The sequence below is a fragment of the Streptomyces sp. NPDC002994 genome, assembly GCF_040611155.1.
In the GTDB taxonomy this organism is placed as follows: domain Bacteria; phylum Actinomycetota; class Actinomycetes; order Streptomycetales; family Streptomycetaceae; genus Streptomyces.
In genome coordinates this window covers 131812-148676 of record NZ_JBEXNQ010000006.1, presented here as the reverse complement: position 1 = coordinate 148676, position 16865 = coordinate 131812, and the positions used below count along the sequence as shown (strand labels likewise).

Sequence of the window (16865 nt, the reverse complement as noted above, 5' to 3'; positions counted from 1 at the left end):
GTCCGAGCCCTTTTCATTGGATTGGGCGGGTAAGAACTACCCAACCACCCGTCCAACTCCCGCCCACATCACGGCGAATGACTTTCCGTGACCGGCTTGCCACAGTACGTCGTGACGGTCTAGCGTGCCCGAATAACGAACAGAACAGCCCCCGCCGGTGCGGACAACACCGACGAGGGCTTAACCATCAAGATCGAATAGAGCGATCCCTTGGCTGCAAGCCAGCTTAATGCCGCCCCCTCCGCGCCCGCACATCCCCTCGCCAATCCGGGTTACGGAAAGCGCAGCGCACCCGAACAACTGCCCCGCCGGGAAAGCGATTTCGCCCACCTTCCCCGGCGCGAGGCATCCATCGCCGCGTACATCGACCGGCTGCCCGACGGCTCGGACATCTCCGTGAAGATGCTCGCCAAGGTCCTCCCGGACTACGGCCAGTGCGCCGTACGCACGTCCCTCCGCCGCCTCTCGGAAGCCGGCCACCTCCGCCTCGGCCGCGAGACGGTCACCGACACGACGACCGGCAGCCAGCGCTGGGTGACCCGAACGTTCTTCTCCCGTACGGCCAGGGACGACGCCTGGTGGGCAGCCTTCCAGGGCCAGGGCGGCAGCAAGACCAAGGCCACCCCCACCCAGCGGCCCAGCCGACCGCAGCCCCCGCAGCGTTCCCGCGCGTACGAGATCCTCGCCTCCGTCGGCCGTACCAAGCCGCAGATGTCCCTCTCGGCGGACGACTGCGTCACCCTCGAATCCGTCGCCACCGAGTGGCTGAGTCGCGGCGCCACCGACGCCGAGCTGCGGCAGGCGCTGACCTCCGGGCTGCCCGCCGAGGTGCACCGTCCCGTCGGCATCGCCCGAGCCCGGCTGGCAAAGCTCCCACCCGCACGCGCACCGCACCCCGACCCGGGCGGCGTCCCGGGCCCCGCCCCCACCCTCCGCATCCTGGAGTGCACCGAATGCCGGGCGCCCGCTCGCCCCGAGGCGCTGGCCGGCGGCCTGTGCCGGGTCTGCCGCGACGAACCGCCCCTCCCGCCCCGCGACGGCCTCCCCGAGGCCGATGTCCGCGCCCACGCGGCCAAGATCCGAGCGGCAGCTGCGACACGCCACCCCGAAAGGACCCGCGCATGACTGTTCAGCACACCCACGCCAGAAGCGGGGCACGATGTAGGGGAGGAGGCGATCTCATGACCCCCAGCACTGCCGAGCATGCCCAGATGTCCGTCGAGGACTTCGAGCACCTCGCTCGCCATGCTCCCGAAGCCGTGAAACTCGAATTCATCAAGGGAAAGCTGAAGGTCAAGCCAGTGCCGGACCAGCTCCATAGGGCCATCGTCATGTGGTTGCTGAGGCAGTGCATGCAGCAGCGCCCTGAACTGGACCTCTATCCGGAGCAGGACCTGAAGGTTGAGACGTACCGCGCCGGCCGGGCTATCGCGGACTGCGCCCTCGCTCCGATCGAGCACTTCGTAGGGCAGGACGGCATGTGGGCCGACCCCGACGGCGTACTCATGGTTGTGGAAGTAACCTCCCACGATTCCGACACCCAACTCCGTGACCGCGTCGAAAAGCGAGCCGGCTACGCGGAGGCGGGCATCCCCGTCTACCTCCTCATTGACCGGGACGACAACACGCTGACCGTATTCAGCGAGCCGAAGGACGGGGCGTACACACAGCACCCCTCGTACCCCTACGGAGCGGCCATCACGCTCCCCGACCCCGTCGGCATCACCCTCGAAACCGAGAAGCTCAAGGACTACATCCAGTGACAGCCCGACGCCATCGCCGAGCTGCCCGGTTCTCCGTACGCTCGGAGGCATGAGCACTTTGCGGGACGAACTGCATGAACTCATCGACCGACTGCCTGAGGCCCAGGTGGCACCGATACTCGCCATCGTGCGGGAGAGCACTCTGGCTGAAGACGGCGTAGACGAATGGCCGCTGCCCGACTTCGTGGGCGCTTTGTCGAGCGGCAAGGGGGATCTGGCTTCCAGGTCGAGTGAGATCCTGCGCGACGAGATGGGGCGCTCGCCCGAGTGATTGTCTGGGACACCGGTCCGCTTATCGCCGCTGTGGATGCGGAGGACAAGGACCACGCACGCTGCGTCGCACTGATGCGGCGTACCCCTCGCCACTTCAGCGTCGTGCGCCCCAAGCGGTCGCTGCCGTTCACGCTGCTTCCGTAGACAGGGACGCCGGCATGCTCGGGCGGGCGGAACGTGGCACTCCGCCGCCTCAGAGTAGTACCTGTACTTCTCCAGCTGGGGGCCCTTCTCTCCCCCACACACACGACGCCTGCCCTCCGCTCCCCCAACCGGGGGCGTGGAGGGCAGAGCGCCGCCGTGGGAGGCTCAGATGCCGTTCGTGAACAGGAGCTTGTTCGGTGTGCCGGGGGTGACGCCGGTCAGGACGTCCTTGGTGGAGTTGGTGTCGAGCCACTCCGCGATGTCGTACGACGTAGCCGCCGGGTTCGTCGTGTTGTAGAGCAAGGCGGTCCCGGCGACGTGCGGGGAAGCCATCGACGTGCCGTTCAGAGCGACGCTTCCGCCACCGAGCTTGGCCGAGATGATGGCGGTGCCCGGTGCGTACAGCTCCACGCAGGGACCGTGGTTGGAGAAGAACGCCTGCGCGTCGGAGTCGTCGGACGCCGCGACCGTGACCACGCGTTCCGCGGACGCCGGGGAGACGCCGCAGGCGTCCTTCGCGTCATTGCCGGCCGCGATGACCGGCAGGACGCCGCTGTCCGAGAGGGCGGTGGCGGCCTTGTTCACCAGGTAGGAACGCGCGCCACCGAGCGAACCGTTGAGCACGGCCGGCCGGTCGGGGTCCAGCGCGGCGTACGTCGCCGTCCATTCCAGTCCGGCGATGATCGTGGCGTTGCTGCCCTTGCCCTCGCAGTCGAGGACCCGGACGCTGATGAGGTCGGCCTGGCGTGCCACGCCGTACGTCGCCCCGCCGACCGTGCCCGCTACGTGCGTGCCGTGGCCCTGGCAGTCCTTCCCGAAACGCCCCTCCAGCGGGAAGGCGTCGAAGCCGAACCGGGCGCGCCCCTCGAACTCGTCGTGGTCGTAGTCGATGCCGGTGTCGAGGATGTACGCGTTGCCTCCGGCGCCGGTCGCGTCGGTGGTGAACTGGCCGTCGAGCGGCAGGAAGGGCTGGTCGATGCGGTCCAGGCCCCAGGACGCGGCGGGCCCGGACGCGGTGACCTCGGCGTCCTGCTCCACGGCCTCCACGTCCGGGTCGGCCCGTACCTCGGCGAGTTGGGCGTCGGTGAGCTTGGCCGCGAAGCCGTGCATCACCTTCTCGAAGCTGAACAGGGGGGTGACGCCGACCTGCTGCGCGGCTTTGGCGGCGTCCGACGCGGGCTTCATGGAGACCAGGTACTGGCCGGGAACGGCCTGGTCCGAGAGACGGAGCGGAGCGAGAGCGGAACCCTCCGCCGGGGCGGAATGAGCTGAGGCGGACAACGGGCCTACGGTCGCCAGGACAGCCGTGACGGCAGCCGCGAGGGCGATCCTCATCGGGTTTGGCATGGTCACGATGGCACCATGCAGAAACGGTCCCCCACAATCACTCTGTGCGGTGGTTTGAACACACTAAGTAGTGTCTACGTTCAACGTCAACGCCACTGAAAACGCCCGAGGGCGGCACCCCCGCAAAGGGAGTGCCGCCCTCGGTCGCGTCAGCGATGGAGCATGGAGCTATGGAGCTACTGATCCTGGGCGGATCAGAAGTCCATGTCACCGCCCGGCATGCCGCCGCCCGCGGGGGCACCGGCCTTCTCGGGCTTGTCGGCGATGACCGCCTCCGTGGTGAGGAACAGCGCGGCGATGGACGCGGCGTTCTGCAGGGCAGAGCGCGTGACCTTCGCCGGGTCGATGATGCCTTCGGCGATCATGTCGACGTACTCGCCGGTCGCGGCGTTCAGGCCGTGACCGATCGGCAGGTTGCGCACCTTCTCGACGATGACGCCACCCTCGAGACCACCGTTGACGGCGATCTGCTTGAGCGGGGCCTCCAGCGCCAGACGCACGGCGTTGGCGCCGGTCGCCTCGTCGCCCGAGAGCTCGAGCTTCTCGAAGACGGCCGTGGCCTGCAGCAGCGCCACGCCACCACCGGCGACGATGCCCTCTTCGACGGCCGCCTTCGCGTTGCGAACGGCGTCCTCGATGCGGTGCTTGCGCTCCTTGAGCTCCACCTCGGTGGCGGCACCGGCCTTGATGACGGCCACGCCGCCCGCGAGCTTCGCCAGGCGCTCCTGGAGCTTCTCGCGGTCGTAGTCCGAGTCGGAGTTCTCGATCTCGGCACGGATCTGGTTGACGCGACCCTGAACCTGGTCGCTCTCACCGGCGCCGTCGACGATCGTGGTCTCGTCCTTGGTGATGACGACCTTGCGCGCACGGCCGAGCAGGTCGAGACCGGCGTTCTCGAGCTTGAGGCCGACCTCCTCGGAGATGACGGTGCCACCGGTGAGGATGGCGATGTCGCCGAGCATGGCCTTGCGGCGGTCACCGAAGCCCGGAGCCTTGACGGCGACGGACTTGAAGGTGCCACGGATCTTGTTGACGACGAGCGTGGACAGTGCCTCGCCCTCGACGTCCTCCGCGATGATCAGCAGCGGCTTGCCCGACTGCATGACCTTCTCCAGCAGCGGAAGGAGGTCCTTCACGTTGGAGATCTTGGAGTTGACGATCAGGATGTACGGGTCGTCGAGCGACGACTCCATGCGCTCCATGTCGGTGGCGAAGTACGCCGAGATGTAGCCCTTGTCGAAGCGCATGCCCTCGGTGAGCTCAAGCTCGAGCCCGAAGGTCTGCGACTCCTCGACGGTGATGACGCCTTCCTTGCCGACCTTGTCCATCGCCTCGGCGATGAGCTCGCCGATCTGGGTGTCAGCGGCGGAGATGGAGGCCGTAGAAGCGATCTGCTCCTTGGTCTCCACGTCCTTGGCCTGCTCCAGCAGAGCGGCGGAGACGGCCTCGACGGCCTTCTCGATGCCACGCTTGAGGGCCATCGGGTTGGCGCCGGCGGCGACGTTGCGCAGGCCCTCGCGGACCAGCGCCTGGGCGAGGACAGTCGCGGTCGTCGTGCCGTCACCGGCTACGTCGTCGGTCTTCTTCGCGACTTCCTTGACCAGCTCGGCGCCGATCTTCTCGTACGGGTCCTCGAGCTCGATCTCCTTGGCGATGGAAACACCATCGTTGGTGATCGTGGGGGCGCCCCACTTCTTCTCGAGGACGACGTTACGGCCCTTCGGGCCGAGGGTGACCTTGACGGCGTCGGCGAGCTGGTTCATCCCGCGCTCGAGACCGCGCCGTGCCTCCTCGTCGAACGCGATGATCTTAGCCATGTGAAGTGGTCCTCCCGGACTGGGGTGGATAGCGGAGGACTGTGTGGCGCCCGCGACGGACGGCCTGCGACGCCGTGTGGTTCCTTGCCCCACCCGGCCTGCGGGCCTCGCCGACCCAGTCCTTCTGTCACTCTCACTGGGAGAGTGCTAACGCCAATGATTAGCACTCGACCCCTTCGAGTGCAAGCGTCCCCCGGGGAACAGCACACGCATGAAGGGCCTGTACCCGGTGTGGGGTACAGGCCCTTCATGCGTGAGTGCGTCGGTGGCCGATCGCGCCGAGATCAGACGGCGAGCTTGACCATGTCCGCCTGCGGACCCTTCTGGCCCTGCGAGATCTCGAATTCGACTCGCTGACCTTCTTCAAGGGTGCGGTACCCGTCCATCTGGATCGCGCTGTAGTGGACGAAAACATCCGCACCACCGTCGACCGCGATGAAGCCGTACCCCTTCTCCGCGTTGAACCACTTGACGGTGCCCTGAGCCATGGCTTAACTCCCCTATTTCTGGCCCTTGCACAGGACCGCACTTCGCGCGTCCTGGGTCAGACTCCTCCGCCCTCCGACAGGAGAGGGCGTGCGCCGGAACGCGTCGACCGCGGCTGAATGTATCCGCCCAACTGCCCTCTGCAACAGGTCAATCGGACGAGAAATCTGGGCATGACGGAACACGCGAATGCGAAGAATTCCCTGGCTTTCAGGGCAAGTCGGGCCGGACAAGGCACGCACAAGCGGCAATTGGGTCCGACACTTTGGCTGCTTCTTGTCGCGCGGGGACGCATTCTCATATGCGCCCGGCACAGGCAGCGGAGGGGGCTTCCCCAACTGTACCGCGCTCAACCATGCAGAATTGCCCCCTCCGCTTCTGTGGCGGAGAGGGCAATCGGCGTAACAGCGAGTGGGATCAGCCGCCGGCGACGGCGGGAATGATGGAGACACCCGCGCCGTCCGGAGTGGCCGTCTTCAGGCCGCCCTCGAAGCGCACGTCGTTGTCGTTCACGTACACGTTCACGAAGCGGCGCAGCTTGCCCTGATCGTCCAGGACGCGGGCCGCGATGCCCGGGTGGTTCTTCTCCAGGTCGGCGATGACCTCGGCGAGGGTCGCGCCCTCGGCCGGGACCTCGGCCTTGCTGTCCGTGTACGTACGGAGAATGGTCGGGATACGGACTTTGACGCTCATGCGAGGCCAGCCTCTCGGAAAGAGTCCAGGTTGGGGCGGATGACGGCGGACTGACCCGTGGTCGGGGCCACCGCCTCAAGGGTCTTCAGGCCGTCGCCCGTGTTGAGCACGACGGTCGTCAGGGACGGGTCAAGGAGACCGGCCTCGATGAGCTTCTTCGTTACGCCGACGGTCACGCCGCCCGCGGTCTCCGCGAAGATGCCCTCCGTCTCGGCCAGCAGCTTGATGGATTCCACCACCTGCTCGTCGTTGACGTCCTCGACCGCGCCGCCCGTGCGGCGGGCGATGTCCAGGACGTACGGGCCGTCGGCCGGGTTGCCGATCGCGAGCGACTTGGCGATCGTGTTCGGCTTCTGCGGCCGTACGACGTCGTGCCCGGCCTTGAAGGCGGTCGACACCGGCGAGCAGCCCTCGGCCTGAGCACCGAAGATCTTGTACGGCTTGTCCTCGACCAGACCGAGCGCGATGAGCTCCTTGAGCCCCTTGTCGATCTTCGTGAGCTGCGAGCCCGAGGCGATCGGGATGACGAGCTGGTCCGGGATCTCCCAGCCGAGCTGCTCGCAGATCTCGTACGCCAGGGTCTTGGACCCCTCGCCGTAGTAGGGGCGCAGGTTGACGTTGACGAAGCCCCAGCCCTCGCCCAGCGGGTCGCCGATGAGCTCGGAGCAGAAGCGGTTCACGTCGTCGTAGTTGCCCTCGATGCCGACGAGCTCGCCGCCGTACACCGCAGCCATGACGACCTTGCCCTGCTCCAGGTCGTGCGGGATGAACACGCAGGAGCGGAAGCCGGCCCGCGCGGCGGCGGCGCCGACCGCGCCGGCCAGGTTGCCGGTGGAGGAGCAGGAGAGCGTGGTGAAACCGAACGCGCGGGCCGCTTCGACGGCGATGGCCACGACGCGGTCCTTGAAGGAGTGCGTCGGGTTGCCGGAGTCGTCCTTGACGTACAGACCGCCGGTGACACCCAGCTCGCGGGCCAGGTTGTCGGCCTTGACCAGCTTGGTGAAGCCCGGGTTCAGGCTCGGCTTGGACGCCACATCGGCGGGCACGGGCAGCAGCGGCGCGTACCGCCAGATATTGTCCGGTCCGGCTTCGATCTCCTTGCGCAGCGCTTCGGCGTCCCCGAGCGGGAGGTCGTAGGCGACCTCAAGGGGACCGAAACAGGAAGAACAGGCGAAGATCGGGCCGAGTTCGAATCGTTCTCCGCACTCGCGGCAGGAAAGCGCGGTGGCGGGTCCCAGGTCTACGGGGAGATTCGTGGTGCTTGCATCAGCTTCAACAGACTGCACAGCCATGGTGGCGAGGCCCTTTCTCCTCATCTTCCCCACGGCGCATTTCGCCGTGAGACGGAATTGGCACCGTCCCCACCGTTACCTCGCGGTCGGCGGAATGGTTGCCGGGACTTCAACGGGCCGTTCCCTCTGTCCCTCTGGATGAGCGCTATGGCGCCGGGTCTGGACCCGGCGCGTTTGTTCCGCGGCACCCCCGAGATGCGAGGGACCTCCGCGTTGTTCAAGACTGTAACCGAACCCCCGGACGGATGAGACTGTCGTCCGCAACGCGAGATGGATCAACGACGAGCCGGACGACGGCTCACCTGACGAGGGAGAGGCACGTGCTGGAAGAGGTGGAGCGCTGGCTGGACCGGCGGTCCTGGTCCGCGGCCGACCGGCCGCTGGACCGGCTGATCGCGGCCAAGGCCGGGCGCGCCCTCACCGTAAGCGTCGTGCTGCCCGCCCTCGACGAGGAGGAGACGGTCGGCGACATCGTCGCGGCGATACGCCGCGAGCTGATGGGAGCCGTGCCCCTCGTCGACGAGCTGGTCGTCATCGACTCCGGCTCGAAGGACCGCACCGCCCAGGTGGCGACGGCGGCTGGGGCGCGGGTCGTCCACCGCGACGCGATACTGCCCCGGATACCGGCCGTCCCAGGCAAGGGGGAGGTGCTGTGGCGGTCACTCTTGGTGACGAGTGGCGACATCGTGTGCTTCATAGACGCGGACCTGAAGGAGTTCTCTGCCTCGTTCGTCTCGGGCATCGTCGGACCGCTGCTGACCGAGCCCGACGTGCACTTCGTGAAGGCGATGTACGACCGCCCCCTCGGCACTGAGTCCGGCTTGCTCGCCTCCGGCACTGAATCCGACTTGCTCGCCTCCGGCAAGACCCTAGGTCAGGGCGGCCGGGTCACCGAGCTGGTGGCGCGCCCGCTGCTCAATCTGCACTGGCCGCAGCTGGCCGGCTTCGTCCAGCCGCTGGGCGGTGAGTACGCCGTACGCCGCTCGCTGCTCGAACAGCTGCCCTTCCCCGTCGGTTACGGAGTGGAACTGGGCCTGCTCGTCGACTCGCTCCACACGGTGGGCCTCGACGCGCTGGCCCAGGTCGATGTCGGCGTACGCAGACACCGCCACCAGGACGGGCAGGCGCTCGGCCGGATGGCCGCGAGCATCTACCGGACCGCTCACCTGCGGCTTTCGCGCGGCCCGCTGGTACGGCCGGTGCTGACGCAGTTCGAGCGGTCGGAGGACGGATCCGGGTTCGTCCCGCGCACGCATACGGTCGACACGGAGGAGCGGCCGCCGATGCGCGAGATCGACGAGTACGCGGCGCGGCGGGCGGCTTAACCCGGAGTTGAGCCGTACGCACGTTTGAGGGCTTCCAGGACGGGCTAGGTTTCGGCACATGGTCTCCGAGCACGCTGCACAGGTTCTTGTCGCTTCCAACCGCGGCCCGGTTTCGTACACCCTCCGTGAGGACGGCTCGCTCGCCGCCAAGCGCGGCGGCGGCGGTCTGGTCTCGGGCCTGTCGGCGATCGGCCGGGACGCCGATTCCCTGTGGGTGTGCTCGGCGCTGGGGGACGGCGACCGGGAGGCGGTACGGCGCGGGACGAGCACGGCGGGCGTACGGATGCTCGACATCGACGCCGGTGTGCACGCGGACGCGTACAACGGCATCGCGAACTCCGTGCTGTGGTTCGTGCACCACATGCTGTACCAGACGCCGCTGGAGCCCGCTTTCGACGCCGAGTTCCGGCGCCAGTGGGGGGCGTACGAGACGTACAACCGCGCCTTCGCCGACGCGCTCGCGGCCGAGGCGGCGCCCGGTGCGGCTGTGCTGGTGCAGGACTACCACCTGTGCCTGGTGCCGGGCATGCTGCGCGAGCTGCGCCCGGACCTGCGGATCGGCCACTTCACACACACTCCGTGGGCCCCCGTGGACTACTTCCGGCTGCTGCCGGACGACATCGCGCGCCAGCTGGTGAGCGGTCTGCTGGGGGCGGACAGGGTGGCGTTCCTGACCCGGCGCTGGGCGGACGCCTTTGTGGCGTGCGCGGTGGATGTGCTGGGCGCCGATGCCCTGGAGGGCACGGCGGTCGGCGTGCACGGCCTCGGCGCCGACGCGGAGTTCCTGCGGGAGCGGGCGCATCAGGAGGACGTGGACGAGTGGCTGGTGCGGCTGCGGGAGCGGGTCGGGGCCGGGCGGAAGACGATCGTCCGCGTCGACCGTACGGAACTCTCCAAGAACATCGTGCGCGGGCTGCTCGCGTACCGGCAGCTGCTGGCGGACCGGCCCGAGTGGCGGGGGCGGGTGGTTCACGTGGCCTTCGCCTACCCCTCGCGGCAGGACCTGGCGGTGTACCGCGACTACACGGCGGCCGTGCGGCGGCTGGCCGACGAGATCAACGCGGAGTACGGGACGGACGACTGGCAGCCGGTGCTGATGGAGCTGGACGACGACTTCGCGCGGTCGTTGGCGGCGTACCGGATGGCTGACGTGGCACTGGTCAACCCGATCAGGGACGGCATGAACCTCGTCGCGAAGGAGGTGCCGGTCGTCTCCGACGCGGGGTGCGCGCTGGTGCTTTCACGGGAGGCGGGGGCGTATGAGGAGCTCGGCGACGACGCGATCGTCGTGAACCCGTACGACGTCATGGCGACGGCCGAGGCGCTGCGCGCGGCGCTGGTGATGGAGCCGGGCGAACGGGCGGAGCGCACGAAGCGCCTGGCCGCGGCGGCGACGGCGCTGCCGCCGGCGACGTGGTTTTTGGCGCAACTGTCGGCGCTGACGGCGAATTAGCGCGGGCTCCGCCCCCGGATGCGCGTGCTTTTGGGTGCGTCCGCGGGCGCGCGTGCATTGCGGTGCGACCCCGGGCGCGCGTGCATTGGGGTGCGACCCCGGGCTGCGTGTTTTGGGTGCGCGCCCGAGCGCGGCGGCGGTGCGGTGGGGGTCCCGGTGCCTGCGGCGCTTTTCCCCTACCCGCCCCTTCCCGAACCGGGGCGCTGCCCCGGACCCCGCTCCTCAAACGCCGGAGGGGCTGAGAAGGTGCCGCGTTGCGGCAACCATCCAGCCCGTCCGGCGTTTGAGGACACGCCCGAAGGGCGTCTGTGTTGTCTGGGGGCTGGGGGCTTGCCCCCCACGCGGCGGCAGCCGCAAATGTCACAGCCGGGAAGGGGCGGGGTGGGGAAAGCGCCGCAGGCAGCCGCACCCCGCCCCCGCACCCCCACCCAGTGCCAAGCCCGGCCCCGATCAAGCCCGTCCGGCGATTGAGGACAAGGCCGCCAGCAGCCCGACCACTCCCGACGGGCCGTCCACCACCAGGTCCGCCCGGTCCGCGAGCGCAGGGACCTCGCTGCCACTGCACACCAGCAGCCCAGGAACCCCCTCCGTACGAAGCTTCTCCACCGTCGAGTACGCCGCGACGTCGCCCAGGTCGTCCCCCGCGTACAGCACGCACCCGGCCCCCACCTCACGCACGTACTCCGCCAGCGCCACACCCTTGTCCGTGCCCGGCGGCCTCAACTCCAGCACCAGACGGCCCGGTTCGACGATCAGCCCGTGGCGGGCAGCGAGTTCGGCGAGAGGGACGCGCAGGGACTCGAACGCCCTCACAGGATCCTCCGCACGGCGCGTGTGCACGGCGACGGCCTGGCCCTTCTCCTCGATCCACGAGCCGCGCCAGGCCCCCATGCCCTCAAGGAATCCGGGGAGTTCGGCGCGGGCGGCCTGCACGCCGGGGTGCGCGGCAGGGGCGCGGACCGTGCCGGTGACGGCGTCCCAGCGCTCGGCGCCGTAATGGCCCAGCACGACGAGGCGTTCGAGACCGGGTACCCCGGCGAAGCCGCCGTAACGGACCGCGACGCCGGCCGGGCGACCAGTGATCACGGCCACGGCCCCGACCCGCGACGCGAGTGCGGCGATCGCGTCCACCGCTCCCGGATGCGCCCGGGACTGTTCCGGGTCAGGAACGATGTCGGCGAGCGTGCCGTCGAAGTCAAGGGCGATCAGCGCCCGCTCCGGCGCCGCCAGCAGCGCGGCGAGACCGTCGCGGCCGGCCGGGGTCGAGGGCGTGAAGTCGGTCGGCAGGGAGTGCGGGTGCGGGTGCGGTTGCGGTTGCGATTGGCTTCCCATGGCCTCTGACCCTACCGGCGCACGCCCCGCCCGGCACGGGCTCAGCGGCGTTCGCGGCGAGCGTCCCGTACCCGGCGGAGGCGGTTGACCGTGACGGGGTCGTGGGCGAGGGCGCGCTCGTCGTCGAGCAGGGCGTTGAGGAGCTGGTAGTACCGGGTCGGCGAGATACCGAGCTGCTCCCGCATCGCCCGCTCCTTGGCCCCGGCCCCGGACCACGACCGCCGCTCGACGGCGAGGACGGCCCGGTCCCGCTCGGAGAGCTCAGCAGGCTCAGCGGGCTCGGGACCGCCGAGCTCTGCGTCGTAAGGCATATGAGCAGTCTAGGGCGGGGGCAAAACGCCTCACTCATCCCTACTCCGCGTTCTCCGTCGCCGCCGCGTCCCGCCCAATCGCCCCCAGCGTCCCCGTCGGGTCACCATTGGGCCCGACCACCGACCCGATCTGCTTCTTGATGCTCTCGCTGACCTTCGCCCACGACGTCTTGCCGACCGGGTAGAGCGTCGACTGGGGCAGCGTCTCCAGGAACGGCCACAGCTCCTTGTGCTCCGGGTCCGCGGCCATCGTCTCGGACGCGGAGACGGTGACCGGCAGCAGGTCGTACTGGTCGGCGAACTCCAGGACGTTCTCGTCGCTGTACGCGAAGTCGAGGAACTCGCCGATCTGCTTGCCGTGGCCGTGCTGCTTGAAGCCCATCATCCAGTCGGCGACGCCCATGCTCGACCTCGCCTTGCCGTCGGGCCCCGGCAGCGGCACCATGCCGACCTTGACGCCCTTCTTCGCGGCCTGCTGGAGGAGGGAGGGGTGGCCGTTGAGCATGCCGACCTCACCGTTCGCGAACGCCGTGAAGGCCGGCTTCCTGTCGAGCTTGCCCGGCGCGACGGGGCCGGTCAGCCGCCCGCCGACGAGGGTGTCCTTCAGCCAGCTGAAGGCCTCGATGTTCTGCGGGGAGTCGATCGTGTAGGTACCGACCTGGTCGGTGTACCCGCCGCCGTTGCTGAGCATCCACATCATGGTCTCGGCCTGCGCCTCCTCGTTGCCCAGCGGCAGCGCGAAGGGGTACGTCACGCCGCGCTGCTTCAGCGCCTTGGCCGAGCTCTCGATCTCGTCCCACGTCTTGGGGGGCTCAAGGCCGGCCTGAGTGAAGAGCGTCTTGTTGTAGAAGAGCAGGCGGGTGCTGGCGACGAACGGGATGCCGTACGACACCCGGCCGACCTCGCCCGCCTCGGCGAGCGGGGCGAGCAGGTTGGCCTGTACGGGGATGGAGAGCATCTCGTCGACGGAGTAGAGCTCGTCCTCGGCCGCGTAGTCGGCGTACGCACCGATCTGCGCGATGTCGGGCGCGTTGCCGGCCTCGACCATCTCGGCGACCTTGCGGTCGACGTCCTTCCAGTCGTAGACCGAGACGTCGACCTTGATGCCCTTGTGCTCGGCCTCGAACGCGGTGGCGACGCCGTCCCAGTACTGCTTGGTGCTGTCGCCGCCCTCGGGGTCGTAGTCCGCCGCGACGAGCTTGAGCGTGACATCACCGCCTTCCGAGCTTCCGCATCCGGCCAGGGCCACTGTCATGCCCAGTGCCACCACTGTCGCGGTCAAACCCAAGAAGCGCCGGTGCACAGCTCTTTCCCACCTACTGATTCGTTGATTCGTTGTCCGACATGCGCGTGAGCTGCGATTTTCTCCCAGTCCGTGCCATGAGGTCTACACCAGTGCGGTCTCACTTGTGCAACACCTGCGCGCGAAGTGGACTAGACCTTTCCAGGGTCTACGCGCGAGACTGTCCTCGTGAAACACGTCATCGCCCTCGATGTGGGCGGCACCGGGATGAAGGCCGCGCTGGTCGGCGCGGACGGCGTACTGCTGCACGAGGCCCGCCGGGCCACCGGCAGGGAGCGGGGACCGGACGCCGTCGTCGAGACGATCACCGGCTTCGCCGCCGAGCTGCGCGCGTACGGCGAGGAGCGGTACGGCGAAACCGCCTCCGCCGCGGGCGTCGCCGTGCCCGGCATCGTCGACGCCGAGAACGGGATCGCGGTGTACGCCGCCAACCTGGGCTGGCGCGACGTACCCATGCGCGAACTCCTCAGCGGGAAGCTGCACGGCGTGCCGGTCGCGCTCGGCCACGACGTACGCACCGGTGGCCTCGCCGAAGGGCGGATCGGGGCGGGCAGGGGCGCCGACCGGTTCCTGTTCGTACCGCTCGGCACCGGGATCGCCGGCGCCATCGGCATCGATGGCGTCATCGAGTCCGGAGCCCACGGCTGCGCCGGCGAGATCGGCCACATCGTCGTACGCCCCGGCGGCACCCTGTGCGGCTGCGGCCAGCGCGGCTGCCTGGAGCGCTTCGCCTCCGCCTCCGCCGTGTCCGCCGCCTGGGCCGCCGCCTCCGGCGACCCGGACGCCGACGCGGCCGACTGCGCGAAGGCCGTCGAGTCGGGTGACCCGAGAGCCCGGGAGGTGTGGCTGGAAGCCATCGGCGCGCTCGCCGACGGGCTCGTCACCGCGCTCACCCTCCTGGACCCGCGCACGCTGATCATCGGTGGCGGACTGGCCGAGGCGGGGGAAACCTTGTTCACACCACTGCGGGCGGCCGTCGCGGAACGCGTCACGTTCCAGAAGCTGCCCTCGATCGTTCCGGCGGCCCTCGGGGACACCGCCGGATGCCTGGGCGCGGGGCTCCTCGCCTGGGATCTTCTCGAAGTCCAACGCGATTCCACGGAAGCCACGGAGGTATCCGCCTGATGGCCGGACGCGCTGCAAGCAAGGTTCTTTCCGGCGCCCGGGTGGTGCTGCCCACCGGGACCGTCGAGAACGGCCGGGTCATCATCGAGGGCACCCGCATCGCCGGCGCCGCCCCGGCGGACACCCCGGCCCTGGACCTCTCCGGCCACTGGATCGTGCCCGGCTTCGTCGACATGCACGTGCACGGCGGCGGCGGCGCGTCCTTCACCTCCGGCACCGCCGAGGACGTACTCAAGGGCGTACAGACGCACCGCGAGCACGGCACCACGACCATCGCCGCGTCGACCGTGACCGGCGAGATGGACGTACTCACCCGGCAGGCCGCGCTGCTCTCCGAGCTGGTCCAGCAGGGCGACCTGGCCGGCATCCACTTCGAGGGTCCGTTCATCTCCCCGTGCCGCAAGGGCGCGCACAGCGAGGACCTGCTGCGCGACCCCGACCCGGCCGAGGTCCGCAAGCTGATCGACGCCGCGCACGGCACGGCGAAGATGGTCACGCTGGCGACCGAACTGCCCGGCGGCATCGACTCGGTGCGGCTGCTCGCCGAGCACGGCGTGATCGCCGCGATCGGCCACACGGACGCGACGTACGAGCAGACCATCGAGGCCATCGACGCGGGCGCGACGGTCGCCACGCACCTCTACAACGCGATGCCGGCTCTCGGCCACCGCACACCCGGCCCGATCGCCGCGCTGCTCGAAGACGAGCGGGTCACGGTCGAGCTGATCAACGACGGCACGCACCTGCACCCGGCCGCGCTTGAGCTGGCGTACCACCGGGCGGGCTCCGCGCGGGTCGCGTTCATCACGGACGCGATGGACGCGGCGGGCTTCGGCGACGGCACGTACCTGCTCGGCCCGCTGGAGGTCGAGGTCAAGGACGGCGTCGCGCGGCTCGCCGAGGGCGGCTCGATCGCGGGCTCCACGCTCACCCTCGACACCGCCTTCAAGCGCGCGGTGACCGTCGACCGGCTGCCGGTCGAGGACGTCGTACGGTCGGTCTCCGCCAACCCCGCCCGCCTGCTCGGCGTCGACGACAGGGTCGGTTCGCTGGAGCCGGGCAAGGACGCGGACCTGGTGGTCCTGGACGCGGACTTCACGCTCAAGGGCGTGATGCGCAAGGGCGCCTGGGTGATCGAGCCGTAGGCAGCGAGCAGCGGTTGGCCCGGACCTCTGGGCCAACCGCTTTCTTTTTGGCATGATCGCCCCGACAGAGTTGAATGGTAAGCGCTTTCTACGGTTCTACGGTCTTTACGGGGGTTCCGCAGGTGATCCTGACGGTCACGCTGAACACCGCACTCGACATCACCTACCGCGTGCCGGCCCTCACACCGCACGCCTCCCACCGGGTGACCGATGTCGCGGAACGCCCCGGCGGCAAGGGCCTCAACGTCGCCCGCGTGCTGGCCGCCCTGGGCCACGACACGGTGGTGACGGGTTTCGCGGGCGGCCCCTGCGGCGCCGTACTCCGCGACCTGCTCGCGCCCCTGCCCCCCGTCGACGCGCTCGTCCCCGTCAGCGGCAACACCCGCCGCACCATCGGCGTCGTCGACGCCACCACCGGCGACACCACCCAGCTCAACGAACCGGGACCGGCCATCACCCCCGACGAGTGGGCCGCGTTCCTCTCCTCGTACGCCGAACTCCTGCCCGGCGCCCGGGCGGTGGCCCTGTGCGGCAGCCTGCCCCCCGGCATCCACGTCGGCGCGTACGCCGATCTGATACGCCGCGCCCGCACCGCCGGCGTCCCCGTACTCCTGGACACCAGCGGCGAACCGCTGCGCCGGGGCATCGCCGCCCGCCCCGACCTCGTCAAGCCCAACGCCGACGAACTCGCGCAGCTCACCGGCTCCCGCGACCCCCTGCGCGCCACCCACGACGCCCGCCGCCGGGGCGCGCACACCGTGGTCGCCTCCCTCGGCGCGGACGGCATGCTCGCCGCCACCCCCAAGGGCCTCTGGCAAGCGGCCCCGCCCGCCCGCGTGAAGGGCAACCCGACCGGCGCGGGCGACTCGGCGGTGGCCGGGCTGCTCTCGGGGCTGGTGGAGGGACTGCCCTGGCCGGAGCGCCTGGCGCGGGCGGTGGCGCTGTCGGCGGCGACGGTAGTGGCCCCGGCGGCGGGCGAGTTCGACGTCACGACGTACGAGGCCCTGCTCCCGCAGGTCGAAGTCACCGCCCACGCCACGGCGGCGTAACCAAGCA

At 69.6% G+C, this 16865-nt stretch carries 16 protein-coding genes and 1 riboswitch; of the genes, 8 read left to right on the top strand and 8 right to left on the bottom strand.

The annotated features are described in order from the left end of the window. Positions 1-210 precede the first annotated feature (210 nt). From ABZX79_RS09755 to ABZX79_RS09745, 3 genes are read left to right on the top strand one after another with little or no spacing between them, the layout of a single operon-like run. On the top strand, positions 211-1125 hold the full coding sequence (locus tag ABZX79_RS09755; RefSeq protein WP_355253980.1) for a hypothetical protein: 915 nt from the start codon (positions 211-213) through the stop codon (positions 1123-1125). 56 nt (positions 1126-1181) lie between these two features. Further along, positions 1182-1763, top strand: coding sequence for a Uma2 family endonuclease (locus tag ABZX79_RS09750; RefSeq protein WP_355253978.1), 582 nt, complete (start codon positions 1182-1184; stop codon positions 1761-1763). Positions 1764-1812: 49 nt separating this feature from the next. Then, positions 1813-2034 (top strand): hypothetical protein, encoded by a 222-nt coding sequence (locus tag ABZX79_RS09745; protein ID WP_355253976.1) that lies wholly within the window; start codon positions 1813-1815, stop codon positions 2032-2034. A gap of 311 nt (positions 2035-2345) precedes the next feature. On the opposite strand, the gene ABZX79_RS09740 is transcribed toward ABZX79_RS09745, so the two are convergent. The 5 genes from ABZX79_RS09740 to thrC form a co-directional block, all read right to left on the bottom strand. Continuing rightward, entirely contained in the window at positions 2346-3527 is a 1182-nt protein-coding gene (locus ABZX79_RS09740; RefSeq protein ID WP_355254294.1) for a S8 family peptidase, read from the bottom strand. A 194-nt stretch (positions 3528-3721) separates the two neighbouring features. Next, complete coding sequence (gene groL, locus ABZX79_RS09735) at positions 3722-5344, bottom strand: chaperonin GroEL (RefSeq protein ID WP_355253974.1); 1623 nt, start codon at positions 5342-5344, stop codon at positions 3722-3724. A gap of 284 nt (positions 5345-5628) precedes the next feature. Further along, positions 5629-5832 (bottom strand): cold-shock protein, encoded by a 204-nt coding sequence (locus ABZX79_RS09730; RefSeq protein WP_005315736.1) that lies wholly within the window; start codon positions 5830-5832, stop codon positions 5629-5631. A 415-nt stretch (positions 5833-6247) separates the two neighbouring features. Next, on the bottom strand, positions 6248-6523 hold the full coding sequence (locus ABZX79_RS09725) for a MoaD/ThiS family protein (protein ID WP_355253972.1): 276 nt from the start codon (positions 6521-6523) through the stop codon (positions 6248-6250). After that, positions 6520-7839 (bottom strand): threonine synthase, encoded by a 1320-nt coding sequence (gene thrC / locus ABZX79_RS09720; protein ID WP_355253970.1) that lies wholly within the window; start codon positions 7837-7839, stop codon positions 6520-6522. The genes ABZX79_RS09725 and thrC overlap by 4 nt, the downstream gene beginning before the upstream one ends. Next, a riboswitch (SAM riboswitch) is annotated at positions 7833-7960 on the bottom strand. (Overlaps the previous gene by 7 nt.) A 175-nt stretch (positions 7961-8135) precedes the next feature. On the opposite strand from thrC, the gene ABZX79_RS09715 reads away from it, so the two are divergent. After that, entirely contained in the window at positions 8136-9140 is a 1005-nt protein-coding gene (locus tag ABZX79_RS09715; RefSeq protein WP_355253968.1) for a glucosyl-3-phosphoglycerate synthase, read from the top strand. Between the two features lie 58 nt (positions 9141-9198). After that, a complete protein-coding gene (locus tag ABZX79_RS09710) occupies positions 9199-10593 on the top strand; it encodes a trehalose-6-phosphate synthase (RefSeq protein ID WP_355253966.1) in 1395 nt (464 codons plus the stop codon). A 450-nt stretch (positions 10594-11043) separates the two neighbouring features. Here the strand turns inward: ABZX79_RS09710 and otsB are convergent, their stop codons facing one another. Genes otsB through ABZX79_RS09695 form a run of 3 tightly spaced genes read right to left on the bottom strand, consistent with a single transcriptional unit; the run spans position 11044 to position 13491 of the window. Next, positions 11044-11925 (bottom strand): trehalose-phosphatase, encoded by an 882-nt coding sequence (gene otsB, locus ABZX79_RS09705; RefSeq protein ID WP_355253964.1) that lies wholly within the window; start codon positions 11923-11925, stop codon positions 11044-11046. Positions 11926-11966: 41 nt separating this feature from the next. Next, positions 11967-12236 (bottom strand): DUF3263 domain-containing protein, encoded by a 270-nt coding sequence (locus ABZX79_RS09700; protein WP_355253962.1) that lies wholly within the window; start codon positions 12234-12236, stop codon positions 11967-11969. Positions 12237-12276: 40 nt separating this feature from the next. Further along, positions 12277-13491 (bottom strand): extracellular solute-binding protein, encoded by a 1215-nt coding sequence (locus tag ABZX79_RS09695; RefSeq protein ID WP_355253960.1) that lies wholly within the window; start codon positions 13489-13491, stop codon positions 12277-12279. 216 nt (positions 13492-13707) lie between these two features. Here ABZX79_RS09695 and ABZX79_RS09690 point away from each other — a divergent pair, with 216 nt between their 5' ends. The 3 genes from ABZX79_RS09690 to ABZX79_RS09680 all read left to right on the top strand — a co-directional run bounded on the left by ABZX79_RS09690 (position 13708) and on the right by ABZX79_RS09680 (position 16858). Beyond that, a complete protein-coding gene (locus ABZX79_RS09690; protein WP_355253958.1) occupies positions 13708-14664 on the top strand; it encodes an ROK family protein in 957 nt (318 codons plus the stop codon). After that, a complete protein-coding gene (gene nagA, locus ABZX79_RS09685) occupies positions 14664-15809 on the top strand; it encodes an N-acetylglucosamine-6-phosphate deacetylase (RefSeq protein ID WP_355253956.1) in 1146 nt (381 codons plus the stop codon). Before ABZX79_RS09690 ends, nagA begins: the two co-directional genes overlap by 1 nt. A 122-nt stretch (positions 15810-15931) precedes the next feature. Further along, entirely contained in the window at positions 15932-16858 is a 927-nt protein-coding gene (locus ABZX79_RS09680) for a 1-phosphofructokinase family hexose kinase (RefSeq protein ID WP_355253954.1), read from the top strand. The last annotated feature ends 7 nt before the right edge of the window (positions 16859-16865 follow it).

What these genes read in the sequence shown, in the direction of transcription:
- ABZX79_RS09750 (WP_355253978.1), top strand. Translation starts at nt 1,182, where the DNA reads ATGACCCCCAGCACTGCCGAGCATGCCCAGATGTCCGTCGAGGACTTC.
- ABZX79_RS09745 (WP_355253976.1), top strand. Translation starts at nt 1,813, where the DNA reads ATGAGCACTTTGCGGGACGAACTGCATGAACTCATCGACCGACTGCCT.
- ABZX79_RS09740 (WP_355254294.1), bottom strand. Translation starts at nt 3,527, where the DNA reads ATGCCAAACCCGATGAGGATCGCCCTCGCGGCTGCCGTCACGGCTGTC.
- groL (WP_355253974.1), bottom strand. Translation starts at nt 5,344, where the DNA reads ATGGCTAAGATCATCGCGTTCGACGAGGAGGCACGGCGCGGTCTCGAG.
- ABZX79_RS09730 (WP_005315736.1), bottom strand. Translation starts at nt 5,832, where the DNA reads ATGGCTCAGGGCACCGTCAAGTGGTTCAACGCGGAGAAGGGGTACGGC.
- ABZX79_RS09725 (WP_355253972.1), bottom strand. Translation starts at nt 6,523, where the DNA reads ATGAGCGTCAAAGTCCGTATCCCGACCATTCTCCGTACGTACACGGAC.
- thrC (WP_355253970.1), bottom strand. Translation starts at nt 7,839, where the DNA reads ATGAGGAGAAAGGGCCTCGCCACCATGGCTGTGCAGTCTGTTGAAGCT.
- ABZX79_RS09710 (WP_355253966.1), top strand. Translation starts at nt 9,199, where the DNA reads ATGGTCTCCGAGCACGCTGCACAGGTTCTTGTCGCTTCCAACCGCGGC.
- otsB (WP_355253964.1), bottom strand. Translation starts at nt 11,925, where the DNA reads ATGGGAAGCCAATCGCAACCGCAACCGCACCCGCACCCGCACTCCCTG.
- ABZX79_RS09700 (WP_355253962.1), bottom strand. Translation starts at nt 12,236, where the DNA reads ATGCCTTACGACGCAGAGCTCGGCGGTCCCGAGCCCGCTGAGCCTGCT.
- ABZX79_RS09695 (WP_355253960.1), bottom strand. Translation starts at nt 13,491, where the DNA reads ATGACAGTGGCCCTGGCCGGATGCGGAAGCTCGGAAGGCGGTGATGTC.
- nagA (WP_355253956.1), top strand. Translation starts at nt 14,664, where the DNA reads ATGGCCGGACGCGCTGCAAGCAAGGTTCTTTCCGGCGCCCGGGTGGTG.